At 65.3% G+C, this 24,894-nt stretch carries 17 protein-coding genes, 1 tRNA gene and 1 pseudogene; 16 read left to right on the forward strand and 3 right to left on the reverse strand.

Going from position 1 to position 24,894, the window contains the following annotated elements:
* Window positions 1–146: 146 nt before the first annotated feature.
* The 5 genes from dnaK to ACH0CP_RS09030 all read left to right on the forward strand — a co-directional run bounded on the left by dnaK (window position 147) and on the right by ACH0CP_RS09030 (window position 7,308).
* Complete coding sequence (dnaK, locus tag ACH0CP_RS09010) at window positions 147–2,054, forward strand: molecular chaperone DnaK (RefSeq protein WP_406875663.1); 1,908 nt, start codon at window positions 147–149, stop codon at window positions 2,052–2,054.
* Window positions 2,055–2,125: 71 nt separating this feature from the next.
* Window positions 2,126–3,247 carry a molecular chaperone DnaJ gene (gene dnaJ / locus ACH0CP_RS09015; protein WP_294444755.1) on the forward strand — a complete coding sequence of 374 codons (1,122 nt, stop codon included), beginning with the start codon at window positions 2,126–2,128 and terminating at the stop codon, window positions 3,245–3,247.
* Window positions 3,248–3,278: 31 nt separating this feature from the next.
* Window positions 3,279–3,650, forward strand: coding sequence for a hypothetical protein (locus ACH0CP_RS09020; protein WP_294444754.1), 372 nt, complete (start codon window positions 3,279–3,281; stop codon window positions 3,648–3,650).
* An 80-nt stretch (window positions 3,651–3,730) separates the two neighbouring features.
* Window positions 3,731–3,807: transfer RNA gene (locus tag ACH0CP_RS09025), tRNA-Arg, on the forward strand.
* A gap of 354 nt (window positions 3,808–4,161) precedes the next feature.
* Window positions 4,162–7,308 (forward strand): TonB-dependent receptor domain-containing protein, encoded by a 3,147-nt coding sequence (locus tag ACH0CP_RS09030; protein ID WP_294444753.1) that lies wholly within the window; start codon window positions 4,162–4,164, stop codon window positions 7,306–7,308.
* A 210-nt stretch (window positions 7,309–7,518) separates the two neighbouring features.
* Here the strand turns inward: ACH0CP_RS09030 and ACH0CP_RS09035 are convergent, their stop codons facing one another.
* Window positions 7,519–8,580, reverse strand: a complete 1,062-nt coding sequence (locus tag ACH0CP_RS09035; RefSeq protein ID WP_406888538.1) for a LacI family DNA-binding transcriptional regulator — start codon at window positions 8,578–8,580, stop codon at window positions 7,519–7,521.
* Between the two features lie 193 nt (window positions 8,581–8,773).
* Here ACH0CP_RS09035 and ACH0CP_RS09040 point away from each other — a divergent pair, with 193 nt between their 5' ends.
* Both ACH0CP_RS09040 and ACH0CP_RS09045 read left to right on the forward strand, forming a co-directional pair.
* On the forward strand, window positions 8,774–11,257 hold the full coding sequence (locus ACH0CP_RS09040) for a glycoside hydrolase family 3 protein (protein ID WP_406875662.1): 2,484 nt from the start codon (window positions 8,774–8,776) through the stop codon (window positions 11,255–11,257).
* A 47-nt stretch (window positions 11,258–11,304) separates the two neighbouring features.
* Complete coding sequence (locus tag ACH0CP_RS09045; RefSeq protein ID WP_294444750.1) at window positions 11,305–13,944, forward strand: TonB-dependent receptor; 2,640 nt, start codon at window positions 11,305–11,307, stop codon at window positions 13,942–13,944.
* 107 nt (window positions 13,945–14,051) lie between these two features.
* Here ACH0CP_RS09045 and ACH0CP_RS09050 read toward each other — a convergent pair whose 3' ends face one another.
* Window positions 14,052–14,357, reverse strand: a complete 306-nt coding sequence (locus ACH0CP_RS09050; RefSeq protein ID WP_294444749.1) for a YciI-like protein — start codon at window positions 14,355–14,357, stop codon at window positions 14,052–14,054.
* A gap of 229 nt (window positions 14,358–14,586) precedes the next feature.
* Here ACH0CP_RS09050 and ACH0CP_RS09055 point away from each other — a divergent pair, with 229 nt between their 5' ends.
* The 9 genes and pseudogenes from ACH0CP_RS09055 (at window position 14,587) to ACH0CP_RS09095 (ending at window position 23,775) form a co-directional block, all read left to right on the forward strand.
* Window positions 14,587–15,489, forward strand: a complete 903-nt coding sequence (locus tag ACH0CP_RS09055) for a LysR family transcriptional regulator (RefSeq protein WP_406875661.1) — start codon at window positions 14,587–14,589, stop codon at window positions 15,487–15,489.
* A gap of 100 nt (window positions 15,490–15,589) precedes the next feature.
* Window positions 15,590–16,120 carry a nuclear transport factor 2 family protein gene (locus ACH0CP_RS09060; RefSeq protein WP_294444520.1) on the forward strand — a complete coding sequence of 177 codons (531 nt, stop codon included), beginning with the start codon at window positions 15,590–15,592 and terminating at the stop codon, window positions 16,118–16,120.
* Between the two features lie 111 nt (window positions 16,121–16,231).
* A pseudogene (locus ACH0CP_RS09065) lies at window positions 16,232–16,756 on the forward strand (2Fe-2S iron-sulfur cluster-binding protein); the annotation flags it as partial.
* Window positions 16,753–17,745, forward strand: a complete 993-nt coding sequence (locus ACH0CP_RS09070) for a xanthine dehydrogenase family protein subunit M (RefSeq protein WP_294444521.1) — start codon at window positions 16,753–16,755, stop codon at window positions 17,743–17,745. The pseudogene ACH0CP_RS09065 and the gene ACH0CP_RS09070, both read left to right, overlap by 4 nt.
* Window positions 17,742–19,961: a xanthine dehydrogenase family protein molybdopterin-binding subunit gene (locus ACH0CP_RS09075; protein WP_294444523.1), complete on the forward strand. Its 2,220-nt coding sequence runs from the start codon at window positions 17,742–17,744 to the stop codon at window positions 19,959–19,961. The genes ACH0CP_RS09070 and ACH0CP_RS09075 overlap by 4 nt, the downstream gene beginning before the upstream one ends.
* Before the next feature lie 21 nt (window positions 19,962–19,982).
* A complete protein-coding gene (locus ACH0CP_RS09080; RefSeq protein WP_294444525.1) occupies window positions 19,983–20,747 on the forward strand; it encodes an SDR family oxidoreductase in 765 nt (254 codons plus the stop codon).
* Window positions 20,748–20,880: 133 nt separating this feature from the next.
* The gene (locus tag ACH0CP_RS09085; protein WP_294444526.1) at window positions 20,881–21,861 is read left to right on the forward strand and encodes an efflux RND transporter periplasmic adaptor subunit; all 981 of its coding nucleotides are present in this window, start codon (window positions 20,881–20,883) and stop codon (window positions 21,859–21,861) included.
* 40 nt (window positions 21,862–21,901) lie between these two features.
* Entirely contained in the window at window positions 21,902–23,065 is a 1,164-nt protein-coding gene (locus ACH0CP_RS09090; RefSeq protein ID WP_294444527.1) for an FtsX-like permease family protein, read from the forward strand.
* Window positions 23,062–23,775 (forward strand): ABC transporter ATP-binding protein, encoded by a 714-nt coding sequence (locus ACH0CP_RS09095; protein WP_294444529.1) that lies wholly within the window; start codon window positions 23,062–23,064, stop codon window positions 23,773–23,775. The genes ACH0CP_RS09090 and ACH0CP_RS09095 overlap by 4 nt, the downstream gene beginning before the upstream one ends.
* Here the strand turns inward: ACH0CP_RS09095 and ACH0CP_RS09100 are convergent, their stop codons facing one another.
* Window positions 23,776–24,885: a CaiB/BaiF CoA-transferase family protein gene (locus tag ACH0CP_RS09100; protein ID WP_294444530.1), complete on the reverse strand. Its 1,110-nt coding sequence runs from the start codon at window positions 24,883–24,885 to the stop codon at window positions 23,776–23,778.
* Window positions 24,886–24,894: the final 9 nt, after the last annotated feature.

Consider the following 24,894-nt stretch of genomic DNA (forward strand, 5'->3'; position numbering starts at 1 on the left):
CAACCCGAGGGCGTCCGGCGCCAGGCCATTGAGGTGCCTTGCGGCAAGGGAACCGCCACCTATATCGCGCTTCGTCAACGCTGTTCCGTCGCCGTAACGGGGCGGGGCGGCACGTATTTGTTCAAGCAGGGGCTGGAAGAGCACTCATGGCAAAAGTTATCGGGATCGATCTCGGGACCACCAACAGCTGCGTGGCAGTGATGGAGGGCGGCAAGCCCAAGGTGATCGAGAACTCGGAAGGCGCGCGCACGACGCCGTCGATCGTCGCCTTCGCCAAGGATGGCGAGCGACTGGTGGGGCAGCCGGCGAAGCGCCAGGCCGTCACCAATGGTGACAACACCATCTTCGCGGTGAAGCGCCTGATCGGTCGCCGTTTCGATGATCCGGTGACCAAGAAGGACACCGAGCTGGTCCCCTACCACATCGTGAAGGGCGCCAATGGTGACGCCTGGGTGCAGGCCGGTGGCAAGGACTATAGCCCGTCGCAGATCAGCGCTTTCACGCTGCAGAAGATGAAGGAAACTGCCGAGAGCTATCTCGGCGAGACCGTCACGCAGGCCGTGATCACGGTGCCGGCATATTTCAACGACGCGCAGCGCCAGGCGACCAAGGACGCCGGCCAGATCGCGGGCTTGGAAGTGCTGCGCATCATCAACGAGCCGACCGCGGCGGCGCTGGCCTATGGCCTCGAGAAGCAGGACGGCAAGACGATCGCGGTCTATGACCTTGGCGGCGGCACGTTCGACGTCTCGATCCTGGAGATCGGCGACGGCGTGTTCGAGGTGAAGTCGACCAACGGCGACACCTTCCTCGGCGGCGAGGACTTCGACAACAAGCTGGTCGATTTCCTGGCGGAGAGCTTCAAGAAGGATGAGGGCATCGACCTCACCAAGGACAAGCTCGCGCTGCAGCGCCTGAAGGAAGCTGCCGAGAAGGCGAAGATCGAGCTTTCGTCGGCCGCCTCGACCGAAGTGAATCTGCCGTTCATCACGGCCGACCAGAACGGCCCGAAGCACCTCGTCAAGACGATCAGCCGCGCGGACCTCGAGCGTCTCGTCGACAGCCTGATCCAGCGCACGATCGAGCCGATGAAGAAGGCGCTCGCCGACGCCGGCCTGAAGGCCAGCGACATTTCGGAAGTGGTGCTGGTCGGCGGCATGACCCGCATGCCCAAGGTGCGCGAAGCGGTGAAGAACTTCTTCGGCAAGGATCCGCACACCGGCGTGAACCCGGACGAAGTCGTCGCCATGGGCGCGGCGATCCAGGCCGGCGTGCTGCAGGGCGACGTGAAGGACGTGCTGCTGCTCGACGTGACCCCGCTGTCGCTGGGCATCGAGACGCTGGGCGGCGTGTTCACCCGCATGATCGATCGCAACACCACGATCCCGACCAAGAAGTCGCAGACCTATTCGACTGCCGATGACAATCAGCAGGCGGTGACGATTCGCGTTTTCCAGGGTGAGCGTGAGATGGCGGCCGACAACAAGCTGCTCGGCCAGTTCGACCTCGTCGGCATCCCGCCGGCGCCGCGCGGCGTGCCGCAGATCGAGGTGACGTTCGACATCGACGCCAACGGCATCGTCAACGTCTCCGCGAAGGACAAGGGCACCGGCAAGGAGCAGCAGATCCGCATCCAGGCATCGGGCGGCCTGTCCGACGCTGACATCGAGAAGATGGTGCAGGAAGCCGAGCAGTTCGCCGAGGAGGACAAGAAGCGCAAGGCAGGCGCCGAGGCGAAGAACAACGCCGAGAGCCTGATCCACACCACCGAGCGCCAGCTGGCCGACAACGGCGACAAGGTGGACGAGGCACTGAAGGGCGAGATCCAGTCCGCGATCGATGCCGCCAAGGCAGCGGTCGAGGGCGGTGACGTCGATCAGATGAACGAGAAGAGCCAGGCGCTCGCGCAGGTCGCGATGAAGCTCGGCCAGGCGATCTACGAGAAGCAGCAGCAGGCGGAAGCGTCGCCGGCTGCCGACGCCGGTGCGGCGCCGAAGGACGATGACGTGGTCGACGCCGAATTCTCGGAAGTCGACGACAACCAGAAGGCGTAAGCAATGTCGCCCGCCCGTTATGCCGAGTATTTAGGCGTGACGGGCGGGCTGTTGCTGCGCGGGGGCGTTGAATGACAGAAGTCGATTTCTACGAATTGCTTGAGGTCGATCGTTCGGCCGATGCGGGGACGATCAAGTCCGCTTACCGCAAGCTTGCAATGAAGTATCACCCGGACAAGAACGCCGGGTGCAAGGATTCCGAGGCGAAGTTCAAGGCGGTCAGCGAGGCCTATGACTGCCTGAAGGACCCGCAGAAGCGCGCAGCCTATGATCGCTACGGCCATGCCGCATTCCGCAACGGCGGCGGTGGCGGCGGGCAGGGCCATGCGGATTTCTCCGGCTTCTCCGACATCTTCGAAAGCGTGTTCGGCGAATTCATGGGCGGCCGCGGCGGCGGGCGTCAGCAGGTGCGCCGCGGCGCTGACCTGCGCTACGACATGGAGATCACGCTGGAGGAGGCCTATCACGGCAAATCCGCGGAGATCACGATCGACGTAACGGCGGCGTGCGAGACGTGCGACGGTTCGGGCGCCCGTGCCGGCAGCCATCCGCACACCTGCAATACCTGCGCCGGCCACGGCAAGGTGCGCGCCCAGCAGGGCTTCTTCGTCGTCGAGCGTGCTTGCCCGGTCTGCAACGGCTCGGGCCAGGTGATCGACGATCCGTGTCCCGATTGCCGCGGAGATGGCCGCGTCGAGCGCACCAAGACGCTGAGCGTCGAAATCCCACCTGGCGTCGACGAGGGCACCCGCGTCCGCATGACGGGCGAGGGCGAGGCGGGCGCGCGCGGCGCACCGTCGGGCGATCTCTACATCTTCCTGCATGTGAAGCGGCACGGCCTGTTCGAACGCGAAGGCACCACCTTGTTCGCGCGCGCGCCGATCAGCTTCACCACCGCTGCGCTTGGCGGTTCTCTGACCATCCCGGGCCTCGACGGTCGCAACCATGAGCTGCGCATTCCCGCTGGCATCCAGTCGGGTCGCCAGCTGCGCCAGCGCGGGGCCGGCATGCCGGTGCTGCAGGGCCGGGGCTTCGGTGATCTCGTCGTGCAGATCGAGGTAGAGACGCCGACGAAGCTCACCACGCGCCAGCGCGCGCTGCTCGAGGAATTCCGTGAAACCGAAACGGGCGAGGAATGTCCTGAAAGCCAGGGCTTCTTCTCGCGGCTGAAGGCGGCGTTCGCGGGGGATTGAACCGGGGGGCGGATCAGCGGAGTATCATCGGATGCGATATCTGTTTCCTCTCGCGATCGCCCTCGCTGCAGTAGCGGCCCCAGGCGGCGCGCGTGACCGCAACGCCGTTCCCGCCGCCACCCCGGCGGGGAAGCCGCAGAACTGCATCCCGCTGCGCAGCATCCGCGAAAGCCTGGTGCGCAACGATCGGGTCATCGACTTCCGCATGGCCGACAACAAATATTATCGCGTTACGCTCGATCAGCCGTGCCCGCAGCTCGGCTTTGAGCGCCGCTTCAGCTATGCAACTTCGCTCAGCCAGCTGTGCGCGCAGGACATCATCACCGTCCTCTACGCCTCCCCGCCGATGCGCGGCGCCAGCTGCGGCCTGTCGCAGTTCCAGCCGGTCACCATCGCAAAGTGATCGTGCGGGGCTGATGCGCACCGCTCACTGCCGAAACGGCTAGCGTCCGCCGCAAACGCCTGCTAGGCGCTCACTCCCACGCACCCGTAGCTCAGCTGGATAGAGCGCTGCCCTCCGAAGGCAGAGGCCACAGGTTCGAATCCTGTCGGGTGCGCCAAAGCTTCATCGCGGATCAATAACGTAGGCGCATCGTTTCCGTGCGTGCCCTGCGTAACGGTCATGGCCGTCCAACGAATGACACTAGGTTGGCCGCGCGACTCCACTCTTGTTCATCTCTATCATCAATTTCGTCTGATGCGAGGCTTGCCCCCGCGCAGCGATGGCTCTCGCCGTGCGAGGGGTGATGCATACCTAATTGAGGAGGAACGATTTTTATAACGTTATGTCACAAGTTTGCAACGCACCTGTCCAAAAGTGGACGGTGCTGGCGGAAAGCAGTTGGCAGGCCCGAACGAAAGCTGTCTCTCGGATCAAAGGGGCATGACAGCCCTGTCATTTCCGAGGGGGGAATATGAGAATACACACACTTCTTTGCGCGACGGCGCTCGTCAGCAGCGCGGCATTCGCGCCTGCTGCCATGGCGCAGGACACGCCGGCAGAAGACGCGCGCCCGCTGGTTTCCAGTGAGGCGACCCCGTCTGCTACCAGCACCGACGACGGCGGTGAGATCACCATCACCGGATCGCGCATCCGCCGCGCCGGCTATGACAGCCTGGAGCCGGCGACGGTCGTTTCCGACCAGTATCTCGCCGCTCGCGGCCTGACGAACGTTGCAGACGCGCTGAACGAGATTCCGGGCTTCGGCGTCGGCGTCACTCCGGAAGGCGGCCAGTCGTCGTTCGGTGTCGGTCAGAACTTCGTCAATCGCTTCGGTCTTGGCAGTGCGCGCACGCTGACGCTGGTCAACGGCCGCCGCTTCGTCTCGACCAACGCCGCCAGCATCTTTGGCAATACGCCGGGCCTCCAGGTCGACCTCAACGTCATCCCGGCGCAGCTCGTCGATCGGATCGAGAACATCGCCATCGGCGGCGCGCCGACCTATGGCTCGGACGCGATTGCGGGTACCGTCAACGTCATCCTGAAGCGCGACTTCGAGGGCCTGAGCCTCTGGGGCACCAGCGGTGTCACCGAGCGCGGTGACAATGGCCGCTACAACCTCTCCGCGATGGCCGGCCACAATTACGCCGACGGCCGCGGCAACATCACCATCGCGGCGAGCTACGACAAGGCCAATGGTGTTCTGGGCAGCGCCCGTAACCGGTTCCGCGAAGGCATCGCGACGGGCACGAACCCGCTGGCGGGCTCGGCCTCGGCGCTGATCCCGGGCCGCACGCCGGAGAACGACGGCCGCGTCAATCCGGGCGTGCCGTTCAACACCGGCAATGCCGATGGCATTCCGAACAGCATCTACATCCGCAATGCGCGCATCTTCTCGCTCACCGCGGGCGGCCTGCTGCTGCCGTCGACGGGTGCGACGACGATCGCGAACGGCCTGCCGCGCGGTTTCGGTGCGGACAACACGCTGCTGCAGTTCGACCAGTCGGGCAACCTGGTGCCGTTCAACCCGGGCATCCCGTTCGGCGCGCAGAACGCCAGCGGTGGTGACGGCTTCAACCTTGTCGGCGAGACGAACCAGCTCACCTCCGATCTGGAGCGTATCACCGGCAACGTGATGGCGCGGTACGAGGTGTTCGACAACGTCAGCGCGTTCTTCGAGGGCACCTATTATTTTGCCAAGGGCCGCGAGATGATCGACCAGTCGATCTATAACGCGACGCTGTTCGGCGCCTTGTCCGCGCCGCTCACCTTCCAGGCGAACGATCCGCGGCTGACGCAACAGGCGCGCCAGCAGCTCGCCGGGCTTGGCGTGACGAGCTTCCGCCTGTCGCGCGCGTCGCGTGATCTGGTGAGCAATAACGCGAGCTCCGAGACGAACGTCTATCGCGGCGTGGCCGGCATCGAGGGCAGCTTCGACGCGGCAGGGCGCCGCTTCAACTTCGAAGCAACCGCCAATTATGGCCGTTCGAGCAGCTACTTCTTCGGGAACGCACTCAACCAGCAGCGGTTCGTGAACGCGATCAACGTCACCACCAATGCGGCAGGCCAGATCGTCTGCGATCCGAACCCCGCGATCAACGTTGCGCCGGGCACCATTCGTCCGATCGCCGACGCGGCGTGCGTGCCGCTCGACGTGTTCGGCGAGAATCGCCCGAGCGCGGCAGCACGCGCCTACGTGACCGGCACGACCTCCGCGCATTCGGTTCTCGAGCAGCAGGTCTACACCGCGAACCTCGGCTCTTCCGAGCTGGTGCGTCTGTGGTCCGGCCCGGTCGGCTTCAACGTCGGTTTCGAACATCGCGCAGAATATGCGTCGTTCCGGCCTGATGATTTCCAGCGTGAAGGCCTTGGTCGTTCGGTGCCGATCGGTGGTACGACGGGCTCGTTCAAGACGAACGAGGCCTTTGGCGAGATCCTGATCCCGCTGGTTGCGCCGGAGAACAACGTTCCGCTGATCCAATCGCTCGATATCGAGGGTAAGGCGCGCTACGTCGACAACACGGTGAACGGTGGCTTCTGGTCGTACACCTACGGTGGCCGCTGGCGGCCGATCCAGGACGTTGAGTTCCGCGGCAACTACACGCGCTCGCTGCGTGCGCCGTCGGTGGTCGAGCTGTTCACCCCGGTCTCGCCGGCGTTCAACACCTTCCCGGATCCGTGCGATTCGCGGAACATTGCCAGCGGCGTCGCGCCCGACATTCGCCAGCGTAACTGCGCGGCGTTCTACCAGGCCTATGGTCTGAACGGGTCGACGTTCCAGTCACAGGCGGCTGTGGCGACGGTGCCGGTCACCAGCGGCGGCAACACCGACCTCGCAAACGAGCAGGGCCGTTCCTACACGTTCGGCATGGTGCTCCGCCCGCGCTTCATCCCGCGCTTCCGTGCGGCGGTGGACTGGAACCGCATCCGCATCACCGGCAACATCGCGTCGCTGACCAATGCGAACATCGCAGAGGGTTGCTACGACAATCCCGACTTCGATGTGAACGATGTCGACAACGCCAACTCGTTCTGCTCGCTGATCACGCGCGACCGCAGCAGCGATCCGGCGCGTAACGGCCAGCTCAGCATCGATCCGGCGCGTCCGGGCCTGCGGACCAACTTCGTCAATGGCGCCTTCATCGAGATGAAGGGCCTGACGGCGGAGATGGAGTATAACTTCCCGCTCAGCGGCATTGGTCTGCCGGACGGGCGCATCGATCTGTCGGGTAACCTGTTCTACCTTGATCGGCTGCGTAGTTCGAACAATGGTGTGACGGTGGTCGAATCGGCGGGCCAGATCGGCAACCCGAAGTACACGGCTCAGGGGAACATCGGGTTCACCTATCAGGACTTCGGCCTCGATTTCCAGACGAACTACCAGAGCTCGGCGAAGCTGAACAATCTGAACACCGTGGAATCGCTCGATATCCTGAAGGTGCCGGATTACTGGACGTTCAACCTGACCGCGTCGGTGCGCGTGCAGGAGGGGTCGCTGCTTCGGTTCGTCGTGACGAACCTGACGGACAAGGATGCACCGTTCCCGCTGACGGGTAACGCCTTCGGCATCTATGACTTCCTCGGACGGCGTTTCACGGTGTCGTTCCAGCACCGCTTCTGATCAGCGATCGATTGATCTGATCAAACTGGGGGTCGCCTTCGGGCGGCCCCTTTTTCGTACGTGCAATCGTGATCGAGCGAAAGTCGCGGTACGCAGGCGCGCATTAGCGTGCACCGAACCGCCATCGCTGCGCACAGGCGACCAAAACAACCCCACCGCCTGGCCATCGCAAGCCCGAAAACTACCGAAAAATACCGGCTCTCCCGCGGTTCAGAGTGACCGGACTCGGGTCGTAGATCCAACGCCGGGCGCCTCCGCCGTCGAGCTCCGCACGATCAGGCGGTGCGGCAGGCAGACGGCAGGTTCGACGGGCGTCTTGTTGATGAGCGAGAGGAGCGCGCCCGTTGCCACATGCGCCATATCGTAGGTCGGCTGGTGGATCGTCGTCAGCTGCGGCCAGATGACACGCGAGATCAGGCTGTCATCGAAACCGGCGATCGAGACATTGCCGGGAATATCCAGCCCGTATTCCTTCGCCGCGACGCACACACCGGCAGCCATGTCGTCATTGGCTGCGAACACTGCCGTTGGCCGAGCCCGGTTGGCGAACAAGCGCCGGCCCGCGGCAAGGCCGGATTCGAAGGTATAGAAGCCTTGCTCGAGCAACTGCTCGTCAAATGGGACCGCCGCATTCGACAGCGCCTTGTGAAACCCATCGAGGCGCTGGCTGTTCGACGGGTAGTTCGGGTCGCCCTGAACGAACGCGATGCGGCGGTGGCCAAGCTCCAATAGATGCTCGGTCATCGTCCTGGCCGCCGCCACGTCGTCGATGCCCACACCTGGGGACGCGTCCAGCGCGGTCGTCGGCGCGATGCGAACGAAGGGCATGCGCGCCTCGATCAGCTCCTTCACCGTCTGCGGATCGTCTCCGAGCGGCGGGGCGAGCACCACGCCCTCCAAGGCGGAAGCCCGCGCCAACTGAAGCAGCTTGCCGGACATCGCCTTGGCGCTCTGGCAAGGAAACAGCAGCAGCCGAAACCGCTCCCCCTCCAGTCGATCGAGCGAGCCGGTCTGAAGGTCCACGACATAATTGGGGCTGGGGTTCTCGTAGAACAGCCCGATCAGGAAGGAGCGGCCACGCACCAAGCTGCGTGCGGCGATGTTCGGGTGATAATCCAGCTCGGCTGCAGCCTGCAGGACCCGCGTGCGTGTCGCAGGGCGGACGAAGGGCTCGTCGTTGAAGACCCGCGACACCGTCTTGATTGATGTGCCCGAACGTTCGGCAACATCAGTGATGGTGGCGCGCCCGCGTAAGTTGCCGTCTGCTTCCATCGCCACCTGAAACTCTGCGCCTGCCCCAACGGACGATGCATTGTTGCAATGCACCAAGCAAGTCGCCCCTGCCGCGCGGGCTCTACCTTCGACGCTCGGATTTGACAACGCTGCCAATCTGTCTAGACAGCGCTGTCAAAATCGCTGTTGCAGGTTTTTAGTGGGGGTGGATGTGGTGAAGGGCTTGGCTCGAATGGGGTGCATTCTGCTTGCTTCCGCGGCAGCGGGGGCGGTGGTCCAAGCCCAAACAACGCCGGCGCCGATTTCATCCCCGGCGACCGTCCAACCGGAAAGCTGGCCGAAGCCAGCGGCGCCTGCGACCCGCGACGCAAATGTCGAGCGCACGGTCGAAGATCTACTCCGCCGCATGTCGCTGGAGCAGAAGGTCGGCCAGATCGTGCAGGCCGACATCGCCAGCGTGACGCCCGAAGACGTCTATCGCTATCATCTCGGTTCGGTTCTGAACGGCGGCAATTCGAAGCCGGGGACGGGGCATCACGTCACCGCGCCGGCATGGATCGCCGCTGCGGACGCTTTCTACGAGGCGTCGATGCGGCCCAGCGGAAAGTTGCCGCGCATCCCGGTGATCTGGGGCTCGGATGCCGTCCACGGACACAACAATGTGGTCGGCGCGACGCTATTTCCGCACAACATCGGCCTTGGTGCCACGCGCAATCCGGAGCTGATGCGGCGCATCGGCGAAGTGACGGCGAAGGAAATGCGGGTCACCGGCCTTGACTGGACGTTCGCGCCGACGCTCGCGGTGGTGCGCGATGATCGTTGGGGCCGCACCTACGAGGGCTTCGGTGAAGATCCGGAGATCGCCACATCTTATGCCCGCCCCCTGATCGAGGGACTGCAGGGGAAGGTTGGCGACGCTGACTGGCTGCGTGGTGGGCACATCATCGCCACGGCCAAGCACTTCCTCGGGGATGGCGGCACCGCCGGCGGCAAGGATCAGGGCGACACCCGGACGGACGAGGCGACGCTTCGTCGTCTGTTCGCCGCGCCTTATGTGCCGGCAATCGAGGCGGGCGTGCAGTCGATCATGGTCAGCTTTTCGAGCTGGAACGGCGCCAAGATGCACGGCAATCCTGCGCTGCTGCGCGGCGTGATCAAGGATCGCTGGGGGTTCGACGGGTTCCTGGTCGGTGACTGGAACGGGCACGGCCAGGTCGAAGGCTGCACGCCCGACAATTGCCTCCGCACCTTCACGGCTGGGCTCGACATGGCGATGGCGCCGGACAGCTGGAAGGGTCTGTGGGAGAACACGCTGGCACAGGCGAAGGACGGGCGCCTACCGCAGACCGTGCTTGACGATGCGGTGCGCCGCATCCTGCGCGTGAAGGTTCGCGCCGGGCTGATGGACGCTGGCAAGCCCTCGTCTCGCCCTTATGCAGGCAAGTATGATCTGCTCGGCAACCCGGCACACCGTGCGGTTGCGCGAGAGGCGGTGCGCCAGTCGCTCGTCCTCCTCAAGAACGCCGGCAGCGTTCTGCCGCTGAAGCCGGGCGCGCGCATCCTACTGGCCGGCGACGGTGCCGACAACATGACCAAGCAGACCGGCGGCTGGACGCTGACGTGGCAAGGCACCGGCACCAGCCGGAGGGACTTCCCCAATGCGCAAACCATCGCGGAAGGCATGCGTGAGGTGGCCAAGGGCGTGGGCGCCACGGTCGACCTCTCCACCGACGGTCGCTTCACGCAAAAGCCCGACGTTGCCGTCGTGGTGTTCGGCGAGGATCCCTATGCCGAGTTCCAGGGGGACCGCGCGGATGTCGCATTCGACGACGCGCACGACAATCTGGCGCTGCTGAAACGGCTCAAGGCCGCAGGCGTGCCGACCGTGTCGGTATTCCTCTCCGGGCGCGCCATGTGGGTGAACCCGTACCTCAATGCATCTGACGCATTCGTCGCCGCCTGGCTGCCCGGCAGCGAGGGCGGGGGCGTCGCCGATGTGCTGTTCGGCAAGGCGGATTTCCGCGGCAAGCTGCCGTACAGCTGGCCGCGCACGTCGGACCAGACGGCCGTCAATGTCGGCGACGCTGATTATAATCCGCTCTTCCCCTACGGTTTCGGCCTGACGCTGAAGGATCGTGGCGACCTCGCGCCGCTTCCGGAGCAGCGTTCCTCACAGGCGAGCGGCGATCGCAATGTGTTGTTCGATGGCGGGCGTCCGGGCGCTGGCCGCCGCCTGCTGATCGGCGCGCCAGGCGAATTGTCGCCCAACCCGGGACCGACGCTGATCACAGCGCGCGGTGCCGACCGCCGGGCGCAGGAAGACAGCGTCCGCCTGACGTGGACCGGCCGCGGCAAGGCGATGGCAGCCATCGTCGACGCGACGCCGCAGGATCTCACTCGCGAGACGAACGGGGCGCTTGCCGTTCGCGTCGAGCTCAAGGTGGATGGCGCGCCAAGCCGCCCGGTCACCATGGGTGTCGCATGTGGAGAGAAGTGCGCGGGGGAGGTGCCGGTGACGGCGCAACTCCGCGAGGCCAAACCTGGTGAGTGGACGAGCATCGTTGTTCCGTTGTCCTGCTTCGCACGAGCGGGGACGGACATGCGCAACGTGACTGCGCCTCTGTCGCTCACGACTGACGGTGCTCTCGACCTGACGATTTCCAGCGCACGACTGGTGCAGGCGGACGGCGGAAGCACTGCCTGTCCGGCGGCGTGACGCTCAACAATAAGAAGCAAAAACAACAAACGTTCCAGGGGGCTATCATGAACAAGAGCAAGTATCTGCCGCTGACCGCAATCCTGCTGGCCGGCACCGCGCTGCCGGCGTGGGCGCAGGCGATCGAAACGCCGCAGCAGGACCAGACGACCAGCGCCGACGCCGGCGTGCAGCAGGATGGCGACGGCGAGATCGTCGTAACCGCGAACCGCCGCGAACAGAACCTGCAGGATGTGTCGGGCGTCGTTCAGGCGTTCACGTCTGATGATCTGCGCCGCAGCGGCATCACCGAGCTGCGCAACCTGTCGGTCGCCGTGCCCGGCCTCAACATCGCGAACCAGGAAGGCAACGTCGAGATTTTCATCCGCGGCGTCGGCTCGTCGAACAATACCGAGCTGGGCGATCCCGGTGCCGCGCCGCACGTCAACGGCTCGTATATCCCGCGTCCGCGCGGCCTTGGCCTCATGTTCTACGATCTCGAGCGGGTCGAGGTGAACAAGGGCCCGCAGGGCACGCTCTACGGCCGCAACGCGCTGGCCGGCACGCTGAATATCATCACCGCCAAGCCGACGTTCGATCGCGTTACCGGCTATGCACAGGCCGAATATGGCAATCGCGACAGCTATGCCGCGGAGGGCGCGATCAACGTGCCGCTGGGCGAGAATTTCGCCGCGCGCATCGCCGGATATTATGTGAACAAGGATTACGGCTTCAAGAACGCCTCGCCGGATCCGCAGGCCAGCCGCCTGAAGCCCGCCGGTCTCGAGGAAAACTACGCCGGCCGCCTGTCGCTGCGTTGGGAGCCGACGGATCGGCTCTCCTTCTCGTTGATCGGTGACTACGGCAAGGAAACCGGCACCGGCTATCCGGGCGCCAACATCTTTGCTGCGGTCCAGGCGACTGGGCTGCGCGCGGAGCAACTTGATCTGCGCCGCGTCGTCTATCGCGGCCAGCAAGGCGACATGGAAAACGAGCTTTGGGGCGTCCAGGGCAAGATCGGCTACAGCTTCGACACCTTCTCGATCGAGGCGACCGGCAGCTATCGCTCGGTCGACTTCTTCCAGGTCAATGCCAGCAGCGAAAGCATCGCCTGGAACGGGCGCGATTACGCGCAGACCCAGTTCGATAACTTCTCGAACAATTTCTGGGAAACGCGGTCGCAGAGCCAGGTCTATGAGCTGCGCGCGAGCGCCGACTCCAGCCAGGCGCTGCGCTGGAACGTCGGCGGCTTCTACTTTAAGGAGAAGCAGCAGGTCGGCTATATGGCCGTCGCTGATCGCGGTTACTGCTGCTACTCCGGCACCGAATTCACGATGCCGGACGTGGATGGCGAAAGCTTCGCCTTCTTCGCCGACGGCACGTACGACGTCACCGATCGACTGCGCATCATCGGCGGCATCCGCTATACCGACGAGAAGAAGTCCCGCTACGGCATCGGCGGCAACTGGGCGCTGACGCTGGGCGGTGCCAACGATGCTTGCTGCGTCGGCACGCGCCTTGGCACCGAGGGCTTCCGCCCTGCGCTGCTCGACCGGCCGAACTTCAATGTCTCCGGCCTCACCACGCCGCAGCAGTTCGCGCAGTTCCTGATAGAGGGCATCAAGACGCCGGGCGCACGCGATACTCTGATCCAGCAGATCGGCTCGATCGCCAATGGCACCAACCCGAATGGCACCTGCTTTACCCGCCCGGACATCGATAACGGCTTCGTCACCTGCCCGACGGGAACGAACGGCGGCTTTAGCTACGCCAATCTGACGATTCCGGGGCAGCAATTCGGTTCGGCCAAGTTCAACTTCGTCGATTACCGCGCTGGTATCGAGTTCGACCTGACCAAGGACAACATGCTTTATGGCAAGGTGTCGACCGGTCATAAGTCGGGCGGGTTTAACGACACGTTCGAAAGCTCGCCAATCCCGGAAGCATTCCGCCCCGAAAATCTCACCGTGTTTGAAGTTGGCTCGCGTAACAGCTTCACCGCTTTTGGTCGCCGCGCGTACCTGAACCTGACCGGTTTCTATTATGATTATCAGGACCAGGTGTTCCAGGATCTGACCTGCATCAACCTGGATCAGACGCAGACCCCGCCGGTGTGCAACGGCTATTCGCTGGTCAACCGCAACATCGGTGCCTCGCGCATCTATGGTGCGGAGGCAGAAGCGCGCTTCCAGTTCCCGGGCAACTTCGCGCTAGATACGAATATCGCCTACCTCGACACGAAGATCACGCGTGGCATGGTAGCGGATTCTCGCGGCCAGGATTTTGATCAGGGTGGCGCGTCGCCGCTCATCGACCTGACGGGTAACCGCCTGCCGCTCGCGTCGAAGTTCAACATCAGCGCGAAACTGTCGCAGTGGTTCAACGTGGGGGCCGGCCGCCTCGATTGGCAGGCGCTGCTGAACTACCGGTCGGCCTTCTACCTGTCGCAGTTCAACGAAAATGACATCGTCTTCCTCGACGGCTCGCGCCTGACTGCGCTGCAGGCGGGCTTCCCGGACCGCCAGGAAGGCTACGCGACGCTGAACCTCGGTATCGGCTATACGATCGGCAACTACCGCGTGGAGGCTTGGGCGACCAACTTCACTGACCAGCAGGCCTCGACCAAGGCGCTTGTCGGCTCGGCGCTTAACATCCGCTTCCTGAACGACGCGCAGAGCTACGGCATCCGCGCTCGCGTCAACTTCTAAGGGACGGCCCGGGACCACGCTGCACCCATTCGAGGTGACAGCGTGGTCCTGCTTCCGGATTCATGCGCCTGCGCAATCGCGGGCGCATCGGTCGAGCTAGGGGCGGCTTATACGGGCCGCAGCGGCTCCGATGCAGCGTCACCAACCACGGTTGCCCACTGACGGACGCGCCACGCCGTGACGAGGCCGTTCGCAATGTAGGGATCGTCCCGGGCGAAGCGTTCCACCACCTCAGGACTGTCGGCCTTGAACAGGATAAGGCCGGTGTCGAGCGGATCGGTCAGCGCACCGGCGAGGATCAGCTCACCGCGCGCTGCCGCAGCCCAGGCCCTGGTCAGATGCGCGTCGCGAAACTCGGCCCTCCTGGCCGCGTAGGTTTCGCTGAATTCCATCATCAGCATGTAGTGCTTCAAGGCGCAGCCTCCTTCGTCAACCTGCCGATTAAGCGTCGGCCGCCGTTCGGCATCACTGTCGAAACGGGAATGAGGGTTGGCGGTTCTTCGCCCAATTGTCCGTGCTGCGCTGACATAATCGCGAGCATGGCGGGCGTGTTTCAAGCTTAGAGCAATTGCGCGAAGGTATCCGGGCAATCGTCCTGCGCGCTCTTATATGCTATCACCATGTGACGAAGGGGAAGGATACTTGCTGTTCGACGGCCGGATCATCGCCGGCATCACCGTGTTTGTCGCGGTGGCACGCACTGGCAGTTATGCCCGGGCCAGCGAGCTTCTCGGCCTGTCGCGTTCAGGCGTGGGCAAGGCGATCGGTCGGTTGGAGGAGCGCACCGGGCTTCGCCTGTTCGACCGAAACGCCCGCGCGCTAAAGCTCACCGATCAGGGCCGCACCTTCCTGGAAGAAGCAACGCCGATGCTCGAAGCGCTCGGGCGGATCGCGACACCCTCTGCATCGGCGGATATCCGCGGACGCCTGCGTATCTCGACGGATGGTGCGTTCGGGCCGCCCTTGCTGATCCCGGTATTGCCGGATTTCCTCGCTGCACACCCGCGCGTGAAGCTCGACGTGCTCGTGCGTGATCGGATCGACAATCTGCTGCACGACGGCTTTGACGTGGCGCTTCGCTTCGGAGAGCCGGACTCCCGTGGGCTCGACAAGCAACTGCTGATGCGCAGTCGCGTGCTGACCTGCGCCAGCCCGGGCTACATCGCCGAGTTCGGAGCGCCGCGCAGTCCCGCCGACCTAGCCGAGCGACATCGATGCGTTCGCATGATGGATGATGTGACGAGCAAGCCGCATCCCTGGAACTTCATCAACGCGGCCGGCGACGGCCATACGCTTGCGCCCGATTGCGGCCTGACATTCAACGATGCGGCGTCGTTGGTTGCAGCCGCGCTCACCGGATACGGCATCGTGCGTTTGCTTGACGTGGTCGCCGAGCCGCATCTCACCGAGGGGCGACTGGTGGAGATCCTGCCCGAGTGGAATTGCCTAGAATGGCCAGCCTACGTCTACACGCCCGCTGATGCGCACCGCTCGCCAGCGCTAGACGCATTCATGGAGTTCGTCCGCGCGAGACTGGTTCACTAGTTTGTACGCGAGCCCGGCGGTCCCCGCAGCCGCGACGTTTCGGCGACGAACTGGCGGCGTCTCTCACTGGTTGATGAGCCGATTCAACCGGGAGGACATCTTGCGCTTACGTCTCGCTCCTATTGCCGCCGCGCTGGTGGCCTCGATCTCTGCCGTCGCTATCGCCGATGACACGCGAGTGGCGCGCCGTAGCCAGCAAAGCGATGGCCGGGCGCTGATCGAGGATGGGTTCGCACGCTGGGCGAAGGGCGAGTTCGACATCTTCAGCCTGCTCGCCGACGACGTCACGTGGCACATCACTGGCCAGGACCCGGCGATCGCCACGACCTATCATTCGCGTGAGGCCTTGCTGGACGGAGCAGCGCGGCCGCTTGCGGCACGCGCTGCCGCGCCGCTCAAGCCGACGGTTCGGCGCATCTGGAGCGATGGAGACGATGTGATCGTCCACTGGGAAGGCACGGCGCCGCTGGTCGACGGGACGACCTATCGCAACACGTACCTCTGGATCATGACGGTGCGTGACGGGCGGGTAACGGCGGTAACCGCCTTCCTCGACAATGCGGCCTTCAAGCGCGCGCTCGCGACGCCGCTGCCTTCGGGTAGTCCAAAAGTCGGAAGCGCACGCAACTGACGCCTTGCTGTCCTCGCAGCGCCGACAAATCGGCGCGGAACGGCCCGCACGCCGGCGAGCTATGAAAGTGAACAAGCCTCGGGAGGGATTGTGGACTGGATCGATGCGGAAGCGCGCGCCGAGATTTCCTTGAAGGTGAACGGCGTCGAGAGGCGCCTCACGCTCGACACCCGCGTGACGCTGCTTGATGCACTGCGCGAGCATTTGCAGCTCACTGGCACCAAAAAGGGCTGCGATCATGGGCAGTGCGGTGCCTGCACGGTGCTGGTCAACGGAAAGCGCATCAACAGTTGCTTGTCGCTGACGATGATGCACGGCGGCGACGAGATCACGACGATAGAGGGACTCGGCACGCCGGAAGCACTGCACCCGCTGCAGGCCGCTTTCATCGCCGCTGATGGTTTCCAGTGCGGTTATTGCACCTCCGGCCAGATCTGTTCGGCGATCGGGATGCTTCGCGAGGCGGAGGCCGGCTGGCCGAGCCATGTCAGCGATGACATCGAAACGCCGCCACCGATCGATGCCACGGAAATCCGCGAGCGGATGAGCGGCAACCTGTGCCGCTGCGCTGCCTACCCTCGCATCGTCGAGGCGATCAGTTCCTATGCGAAAGCCGCGTCGGAGGTGTCGGCATGATCGCGTTCGACTATGTCCGGCCAACCTCGATCGACGCTGCGCTGACCGCACAGCAGGAGCGCGGGCCGGGGCGCTTCATCGCCGGAGGCACCAATCTGCTCGACCTGATGAAGCTCGGTATCGAGCGTCCACGGCACCTGGTCGACGTCAATGCGCTCGACCTGAGGGCGATCGAAGAGACACCCGAGGGCGGGCTGCGCATTGGCGCGCTCGTGACGAACGCGGACCTCGCTGCCGATCCGCGGGTGCGCGCTCGTTACCCGGTGCTGTCGCGCGCGATCCTCGCCGGCGCGTCGGCCCAGTTGCGTAACAAGGCAACCACCGGCGGAAACCTGCTCCAACGCACGCGCTGCTTTTATTTCTACGACCCGGCGACGCCCTGCAACAAGCGCGATCCCGGCGCAGGATGCAGCGCGGTCGGCGGCTTCAACCGGATCATGGCGATCCTGGGTACCTCGCAGAGCTGCATCGCCTCTCACCCGTCGGACATGGCAGTGGCGATGCGGGCGCTGGACGCGGTCGTCGAAACAACCCGGCGGTCGGATGCGGGTCGCCGGCTCACGCTCGACGAATTGTATCGACTGCCGGGCGACACGCCGCACATCGAGACGGTGCTTGAGCCGGGCGAGCTCATCACCGCCGTTACCTTGCCGCCGCCACGGGTCGGTCGGCAGAGCTACCGCAAGGTACGGGATCGCGCCTCCTATGCCTTTGCGCTGGTGTCTGTCGCAGGGATTGTCGCGATGGAGGCGGGGCGGATCAGCCATGCGTCGCTCGCCTTCGGCGGGATCGGTACGATGCCATGGCGCGATCGGTCTGCCGAGGCCCTGCTGATCGGTGAGGCGCCGACCGCCGCCTTGTTTGGCAAGGTGGCAGACGCGGTGCTCGCCGGCGCGCACGGCAGCGGGAGTAATGACTTCAAACTGCCGCTGTTCAGGAGGACAGTGATCGCCTGCCTTGCGGCGCTGGCGCGGGAGGGCGGGCGATGAGCGCGACGATCAAGATGGATGCGCGCTTCGCGGAGAGCCTGCTCGACGCAGCGCCCGATCCGCAGGTGGGCCGCCCGCTCGAGCGTGTCGACGGGCCCCGCAAGGTTTCCGGCCAGGCCCGCTACGCTGCCGAGCACTTCCCGGACAACGTCGCGCATGGCGTGTTGCTGCGTGCACCGTTCGGCAGGGGACGAGTGACGCGGCTCGATGCCGACGCCGCCCGCGAGATGCCTGGCGTGCTAGCGATCGTCACCGACGAACGGTTGCTGCGCAACGCCGGCGACTTCGGCGGGGCGGCCGCACCGCCGCACGGTGTCGATGATGTGGTCTATTTCGGTCAGCCGATCGGCGTGGTGGTGGCGGAGAGCTACGAGCAGGCGCGCGCCGCTGCGCTGACCGTTGGCGTGGAGTACCAGTCGGAGGACGGCGTATTTGACTTGTTGGCCGCTCTCGACAAGGCCGAACCGCCGACCGACGACATCTACGGCCTGTTCCTGATCCACACCGAGCAAGGTGATGTCGAGGCGGCGATGCGAAGCGCCGCTGCCACCGTCGACGAGGTGTGGACCACGCCGAGCCAGAGCCATGCCGCAATGGAGCCCCACGCTTCCGTCGCAAGCTGGGAAGGCGACCACATAACACTCAACGCCTCCTATCAGTCTCCGGTGGTGACGCGTGACCAGCTTGCCACGCTGCTTGGGATGGAGCCTGAGAAGGTGCGCATCCTGTCTCCCTTCGTCGGTGGCGGCTTCGGCGGAAAGCTGGGGCTGATGCCGGAGGGAGCGGCAGCCGCAATCGCCTCGCAGCAGCTCGGGCGTCCGGTGAAGATCGCGATGACGCGGCAGAACGTTTTCGAGACGACCGGTCGCCGCCCCGCGACCCACCAGCGCCTGCGACTAGGCGCGGATGCCTCGGGAAAGCTGACGGCGATCGCTCATGAGACGATCACCGATCAGCTGGAAGGGGAGGTGTTCTTCGAGCCCGCGGGCCTTGCCACGCATGTTCTTTACGGCGGCCCTAATCGCATGGTCGATCACAAGGTCGTGCGGGTGAACAAGTTGCTTGGCGTCTCGATGCGGGCGCCGGGTGAGGCGGTCGGCCAACTCGCGCTCGAATGCGCGATGGATGAACTGGCCGACCGCCTTGGCCTCGACCCCGTTGAGCTTCGACTGCGCAACGAACCGGCGCGCCATCCCGAACTTGGCATTCCCTTTTCAAGCCGGTCACTGGTGGAGTGCCTGAAGATCGGCGCGGAACGGTTCGGTTGGGACCGCCGCAATCCGGTGCCGGGAAGCACGCGCGATGGCGAATGGCTGATCGGCCATGGCATGGCAGCCTCGGCGCGCGGCAACCTCTTCGCCCCGACGAGTGCCCGCGTGCGGATTGACGGAGAGGGGAAGATCACCGTCGAAACCGAGATGACCGACATCGGCACCGGCACCTATACGATCCTGACTCAGATCGTTGCTGACATACTCGGTGTGTCCATCGATCGGATCGAGGTGCGGCTGGGCGATACGAACGATCCACGCAGCGCCGGCTCGGGCGGCAGCTGGGGCGCGGCGACCGCAGGATCGGCCGTATATGCCGCCTGCGCAGCACTGCGCACCCGCCTGGCGGACGCGGCCGGCGTGCCGCTTGATGAAGCCACCTTCGCCGGCGACGCGCTGACTGCCCGCAACGAACGCCATCCGCTCGCACGTCTCGCCGGCGACGGCATGGAAGAGGAGGGAAGCGTCGAGCCGGGTGAGAGCAACACCGCCTACAGCCAGTCGGCCTATGGCGCGCATTTCTGCGAAGTGCGCGTCAACACGGTGACCGGTGAAACGCGCGTGTCGCGCTGGAACAGCGTGTTCGCGGCCGGACGCATTCTCAACGAAAGGACGGCCACCTCCCAGGCGATCGGCGGCATCGTCTTCGGCATCGGCGGCGCCCTGACCGAGGAACTGGTGCACGACCCGCGCACCGGAAAGGTCGTGAATCGGGACTTGGGCGAATATCACGTGCCAGTGCACGCCGACATTCCGCCTATCGACGTTCTGTTCCTCGAAGAGCGCGATCCGGTCGCCAATCCGTTGATGCTGAAGGGCGTGGGGGAGCTTGGCACATGCGGCTCCGGCGCGGCGGTCGCGAATGCGATCTACAATGCGACCGGCGTTCGCGTTCGAGAGTTTCCCGTGACGCTCGACAAGCTGCTCGTCGGGCTGCCCGACTGACCGAATGGCTGGGGAGACAAGATGAAGAACAGCGGCAACACCATCCTCATTACCGGCGGCGGCTCGGGGATTGGGCAGGCGCTTGCGCACCGCTTCCATGATGCAGGTAACACGGTGATCATTGCCGGTCGCCGGCGCGCGGCGCTGGAAGCGGCGATCGATGGCCGGGCGAACATGCACGCAATCGAGTTGGACCTGACCAGCGCCGAAGGGATCGCGGGATTCGCGCAGCGGCTGCTGGCGGAGCATCCGGGGGTGAACGTCCTCATCAACAATGCCGGGATCATGCGCAGCGAGCCGCTCGATCGATCGCGCGATCTGGCCGACGCCGAAGCGACGATCACGACCAACCTGCTCGGCCCGATCCGCCTCATCAATGCGCTGGTCGATCATCTCGTCGCGCAGCCAGATGCCGCGATCGTCAACGTCAGCTCGGGCCTGGCGTTCGTGCCGCTGATCTCGGCGCCAACCTACGATGCCACGAAAGCGGCGATCCATTCCTATACCGTGTCGCTGCGTGCCGCGCTCGGTGACCGTGTGGAGGTGATCGAGCTGGTGCCGCCGGCGGTGCAGACGGGGCTGACGCCCGGACAGGAGACGCGCGACGGCTATATGCCGCTCGATGACTTCATCAACGAAGTCATGGCGCTGTTCGCCAGAGAGCCGACTCCGCCGGAGATCCTGGTCGAGCGGGTCGGCTTCCTGCGCAACGCCGAGCGTGAAGGGCGCTTCGACCAGACGCTGGCGACGCTGAACAGGCCGCAGACCGAGACCGGCAGCCGCTAGGCACCCGTCGCGGCGCCAACGGCGTTGCACCTTTGCCGTTGATCTGCGTTATCCCGCCGCCGTGCGGATAACCAAGCAAACCATCTCACTTCTTGTCGTGGCTGCTGCGGTGCTGGCGTTGCTTGCATGGCTGATGTGGCCGCGACCGAAGGCGGTCGAGACCATCGTGATCAGCCGCGCGCCGGCGGTGCGAACGCTGGCAGTGAACGGCATCGTCCGCCCACGCCTGTCGGTGGAAGTGCAATCGCCGGTGGCGGGCACGCTGACCGCGCTGCCGCTCGACGTCGGCGATCGCGTGTCGAAGGGCGCGCTGCTCGCTCGGGTCGATGATGCCCCGCAGCGCGCCGCGATCAGCGAGGCGCAAGCGTCGGTTCTCGCCCAGCAAGCCGTTCTCGCCCAGGCACGCCGCGACCTCGCGCGCTTCCAGGCACTTGGCGAGTTCGTGACGCGGCAGCGAAAGGAGGAAGCGCGGCTGGCGGTGGAGCAAGGCGAGCAGGAATTGCGCCGCCGCCGCGCGGCGCTGGTGCAGGCCCGCGAGGTGCAGCAACGCTATGAGGTGCGTGCGCCCTTCGCCGGTGTGATCATGGAGCGGCCAGTCGATCCCGGCCAGACGATCCTCGGGACGACCGTGCTGTACCGCCTTGCCGACCTGTCGGCGCCGCAAGTCGCGGCCGACGTAGACGAAACCTATGCCGTGAACCTGAAGGCCGGCGGCGAGGCGATGGTATCCGTGCCAGGACGGGCCCGGCCGCTGCCTGCAAGAATCGTCTTCGTCGAGCCGCGCGTCGATCGGCTCACCGGTGCGCGTGAAGTGCGGCTGAGCGTGGCGGATTCAATGGACGATGTGCCGGCCGGGCTCACGCTATCGGTGAACCTGATCGTGGCGCGCGAGCCGGACGCGATCAGCATTCCGCGCAGTGCGATCTTGCAGCCGGATGGAGATCCTCGTGTGCGGGTCGTCGCCGCTGACGGCGAGGTGAGCGAACGGTCGATCCGCTTCGTCGACTGGCCGGCGCAAACGGTGACGGTGACACAGGGTCTTGAGCCCGGCATGCGTATTCTGGCAGATCCTGAGGCCGCGGCGCCCGGTGCGCGCGTCCGCCTGCTCGACTGAAGCCATGCGCTACGCCGCGAAGATTGCATTCCGGCACTTGATGTCGAGCCCAGGCCAGACCGGCCTGCTGACCACCGGCGTGGCGCTGGGCGTGACGGTGTTCATCTTCATGAGCGCGCTGATCGGGGGACTCGCTACGCTTTTGACCCAGCGAACGGTGGGCAGCATCTCACACGTCACCCTGGAAATGCGCGAGCGCGATCCCATGCCGATCCGCGGCCCCGCGACGCAGGTGGTGGTGCAGAAGGACCTCAGCCGGCGCGAGCAGATCCCCGTATGGCAGACGTTTCTGCCCGTGATCGCCGGCACCAGCGGTGTGACCGGTGTATCGCCGCAGATCCGAGGCAGCGCCTATATCGAGCGCGGTCAGGCGATTGCACCCGTGGGCGTGATCGGTGTGATGCCGGGAGATCTTTCGGTGATCGCGAATATCGGCGGCGCCATCGTCAGCGGCAGCGCGGACCTGCCCGTGGACGGCATCCTGATTGGAAAGATGCTTGCCGAGGATCTGGGCGTCCGCGTGGGCCAGGTGTTGCGTCTGGTGTCGGACCGCGGGCGTGAGCGCAGCTTTCGCATCGGTGGCATCTTCTCGCTCGGTATCTCGAGCGCTGACCGGCAGGCGATCTACATGAATTTCGTTGCGGCACGCGCGCTGTTCGATCTGCCAAGCGGGATTTCGGTGATCGAGACGAAGGTGTCACCCGTCGCCCGCGCGCCGCAAATTGCAGCGACCCTGCGCCGCGCGACCGGCCTGAAGGTGACGCCCTGGACGGAGGACAACGCCCAGCTGTTCGAGGCGCTGGCGGCGCAGGGGCGGACGGGCACGATCATCAAGGCGTTCGCGTTGATCACCATCGTCGTGGGGATCGCGAGCGCGATGCTGTTGTCGATCGTCCGTCGCCGCAGCGAGATCGGCATCCTGCGCGCCATGGGTGCCGGCAAGCGGCTGGTAACGACCATCTTCGTACTTGAAGGCACGTTGATCGGTGCGAGCGGCGCGATCCTCGGCGCAGCGATTGCCTGGGCGGCGCTGGCGCCGTTTCCGCCGATCGAGCAGGTGCAGCCTGGTGGCCTGCCCGTGGACCGTGCGCAAGGCCAGTTCCTGCTCGCGATCGTGTTGACGACGCTGGCGGCGGCGCTTGCCTCGGTGCTGCCCGCGCGCCGCGCGGCAAGCATCGATCCTGTAGAGGCCATCGGGCAATGACTGAGGCGGCGCTACTCTCCATTCGCCACCTGGTGAAGCGCTTCGGGGAAGGCGAGGCGGCGACGACCGTGTTGCATGGCATTGACCTCGACCTCGCGCGGGGAGAGCTAGCGACGCTGCTCGGGCCGTCTGGCTCCGGCAAGAGCACATTGCTGACGATCCTTGGCACCTTGCTGCAGCCGACGAGCGGCGAGCACCACATGCTCGGTGTCGACCTGTTCGCTGCAAGCGAGGCGGAAAAGGCACGCTTCCGCGCCGAGAACATCGGGTTCGTGTTCCAGTTTCACCACCTGCTCCCCGACCTGACGGCGCTCGAAAACGTCATGGTGCCGGCCGCTGCGCAGGCCGGGCGCGAGACGGCGGCGATGCGCACGCGCGCCGGTGAGTTGCTCGACGCGGTCGGGCTGGCGGATCGGCGCGGCTATCGTCCCGCCGCCATGTCGGGCGGGCAGCGACAGCGGGTCGCGGTGGCGCGCGCGCTGATGAACCGGCCGGCGCTGGTGCTGGCAGATGAGCCGACCGGCAACCTTGACCGCCAGACCGCCGATCAGGTGATGGCGCTGCTCGACCGGATCAACGCGGAGACGGGGACGTGCTTCCTCATCTCCACCCATGACGAGCATATCTCGGCGCGATGCCGGCGGCGAATCGAATTGCTGGATGGCCGGCTGATTTCAGGTGGTACGGAGCCGGCGCTGGCAGAGGCCTGATCAGCCGGCGCGCGTATGCGAACCCAGCGCAGGCACGGCGCCGACGACGCGGCTCTCGCCGTTGAACAGAACAGGCGGAGCCGGGAGGCGGATCGTTCCCGCGACGGTCTCGACGTCCGTCTCGCGCAGATGCGGATGGGCGGAGAGGGCAGCGAGGTCATTCACCTCAGCAAATGCAATGTCCGAGGCGAGCAGTAGAGCGGTGACTGCCGCAGAATCACGTCCGCCGATGGCCTTTTGGACGAGGCGGTCAGTTTCTTGGCGGTTGATGACACGGTCCACGTTGGTAGCGAAGCGCGGATCCACGCCAATCTCCGGCCGGCCGAGCAGCCCGGCCGCGAGGGCGCGCCACTCGCGGTCGCTTTGCACCGATAGGAGGAGGAGGCGATCGTCGGCGGTGGTGAAGAGGCCGTAGGGGGCGATCGAGGGATGGGCGAGGCCGACGCGGCGCGGTGGCGTGCCGGCGCGGTGGTTGAGGAGCGGCACGGTCATCCACTCGGCGATCACGTCGAACATGGCGATACGGATATCGCACCCGTCGCCGCTGATGCCGCGCGCGATCAGCGCCTCGAGGATCGCGGCATGAGCGGCAGCGCCGGTCGCGATGTCGATCACCGACACCCCGACGCGGCCGGGCGCCGCGGGCGCGCCAGTGATATGGGCCAGACCAGCTTCGGCCTGGATCAGCAGGTCATAGGCTTTGCGATTGGCATAGGGGCCATCGTCGCCGAAGCCACTGATAGAACAGCATATTAGCCGCGGATGACGGGCGCGCAGCAGCTCGACTTCGAGACCGAGGCGGCCCAGCGCGCCGGGTCTCAGATTCTGTACGAACACGTCGGCATTGGCGATCAGGGCGGCCAGACGAGCCTTGTCAGAGGCTTGTGCCAGATCGAGGACATGGCTTTCCTTGCCGCGGTTGAGCCAGACGAAATAGCTGCTGTCGCTGCCGCCGGCGCGATCATAATAGCGCGCGAAATCGCCCTCCGGCCGCTCGATCTTGATCACCCGCGCGCCGGCGTCGGCGAGCCGCGCGGTGCAAAAAGGCGCGGCCACGGCCTGTTCCAGCGCGACGACGGTGAGCCCGGAAAGCGCGTTCAGGGCGGTCAAATCGTGCGC

The organism is Sphingomonas sp. 179-I 2A4 NHS (assembly GCF_045369135.1).
Taxonomy (GTDB): Bacteria; Pseudomonadota; Alphaproteobacteria; order Sphingomonadales; family Sphingomonadaceae; genus Sphingomonas.

Coding starts and splice junctions, on each gene's coding strand:
- ACH0CP_RS09030 (WP_294444753.1), top strand. CDS start 4,162: ATGAGAATACACACACTTCTTTGCGCGACGGCGCTCGTCAGCAGCGCG.
- ACH0CP_RS09045 (WP_294444750.1), top strand. CDS start 11,305: ATGAACAAGAGCAAGTATCTGCCGCTGACCGCAATCCTGCTGGCCGGC.
- ACH0CP_RS09070 (WP_294444521.1), top strand. CDS start 16,753: ATGATCGCGTTCGACTATGTCCGGCCAACCTCGATCGACGCTGCGCTG.
- ACH0CP_RS09090 (WP_294444527.1), top strand. CDS start 21,902: ATGTCGAGCCCAGGCCAGACCGGCCTGCTGACCACCGGCGTGGCGCTG.
- ACH0CP_RS09095 (WP_294444529.1), top strand. CDS start 23,062: ATGACTGAGGCGGCGCTACTCTCCATTCGCCACCTGGTGAAGCGCTTC.
- dnaK (WP_406875663.1), top strand. CDS start 147: ATGGCAAAAGTTATCGGGATCGATCTCGGGACCACCAACAGCTGCGTG.
- ACH0CP_RS09040 (WP_406875662.1), top strand. CDS start 8,774: ATGGGGTGCATTCTGCTTGCTTCCGCGGCAGCGGGGGCGGTGGTCCAA.
- ACH0CP_RS09085 (WP_294444526.1), top strand. CDS start 20,881: ATGTGGCCGCGACCGAAGGCGGTCGAGACCATCGTGATCAGCCGCGCG.
- ACH0CP_RS09020 (WP_294444754.1), top strand. CDS start 3,279: ATGCGATATCTGTTTCCTCTCGCGATCGCCCTCGCTGCAGTAGCGGCC.
- ACH0CP_RS09035 (WP_406888538.1), bottom strand. CDS start 8,580: ATGGAAGCAGACGGCAACTTACGCGGGCGCGCCACCATCACTGATGTT.
- dnaJ (WP_294444755.1), top strand. CDS start 2,126: ATGACAGAAGTCGATTTCTACGAATTGCTTGAGGTCGATCGTTCGGCC.
- ACH0CP_RS09080 (WP_294444525.1), top strand. CDS start 19,983: ATGAAGAACAGCGGCAACACCATCCTCATTACCGGCGGCGGCTCGGGG.
- ACH0CP_RS09075 (WP_294444523.1), top strand. CDS start 17,742: ATGAGCGCGACGATCAAGATGGATGCGCGCTTCGCGGAGAGCCTGCTC.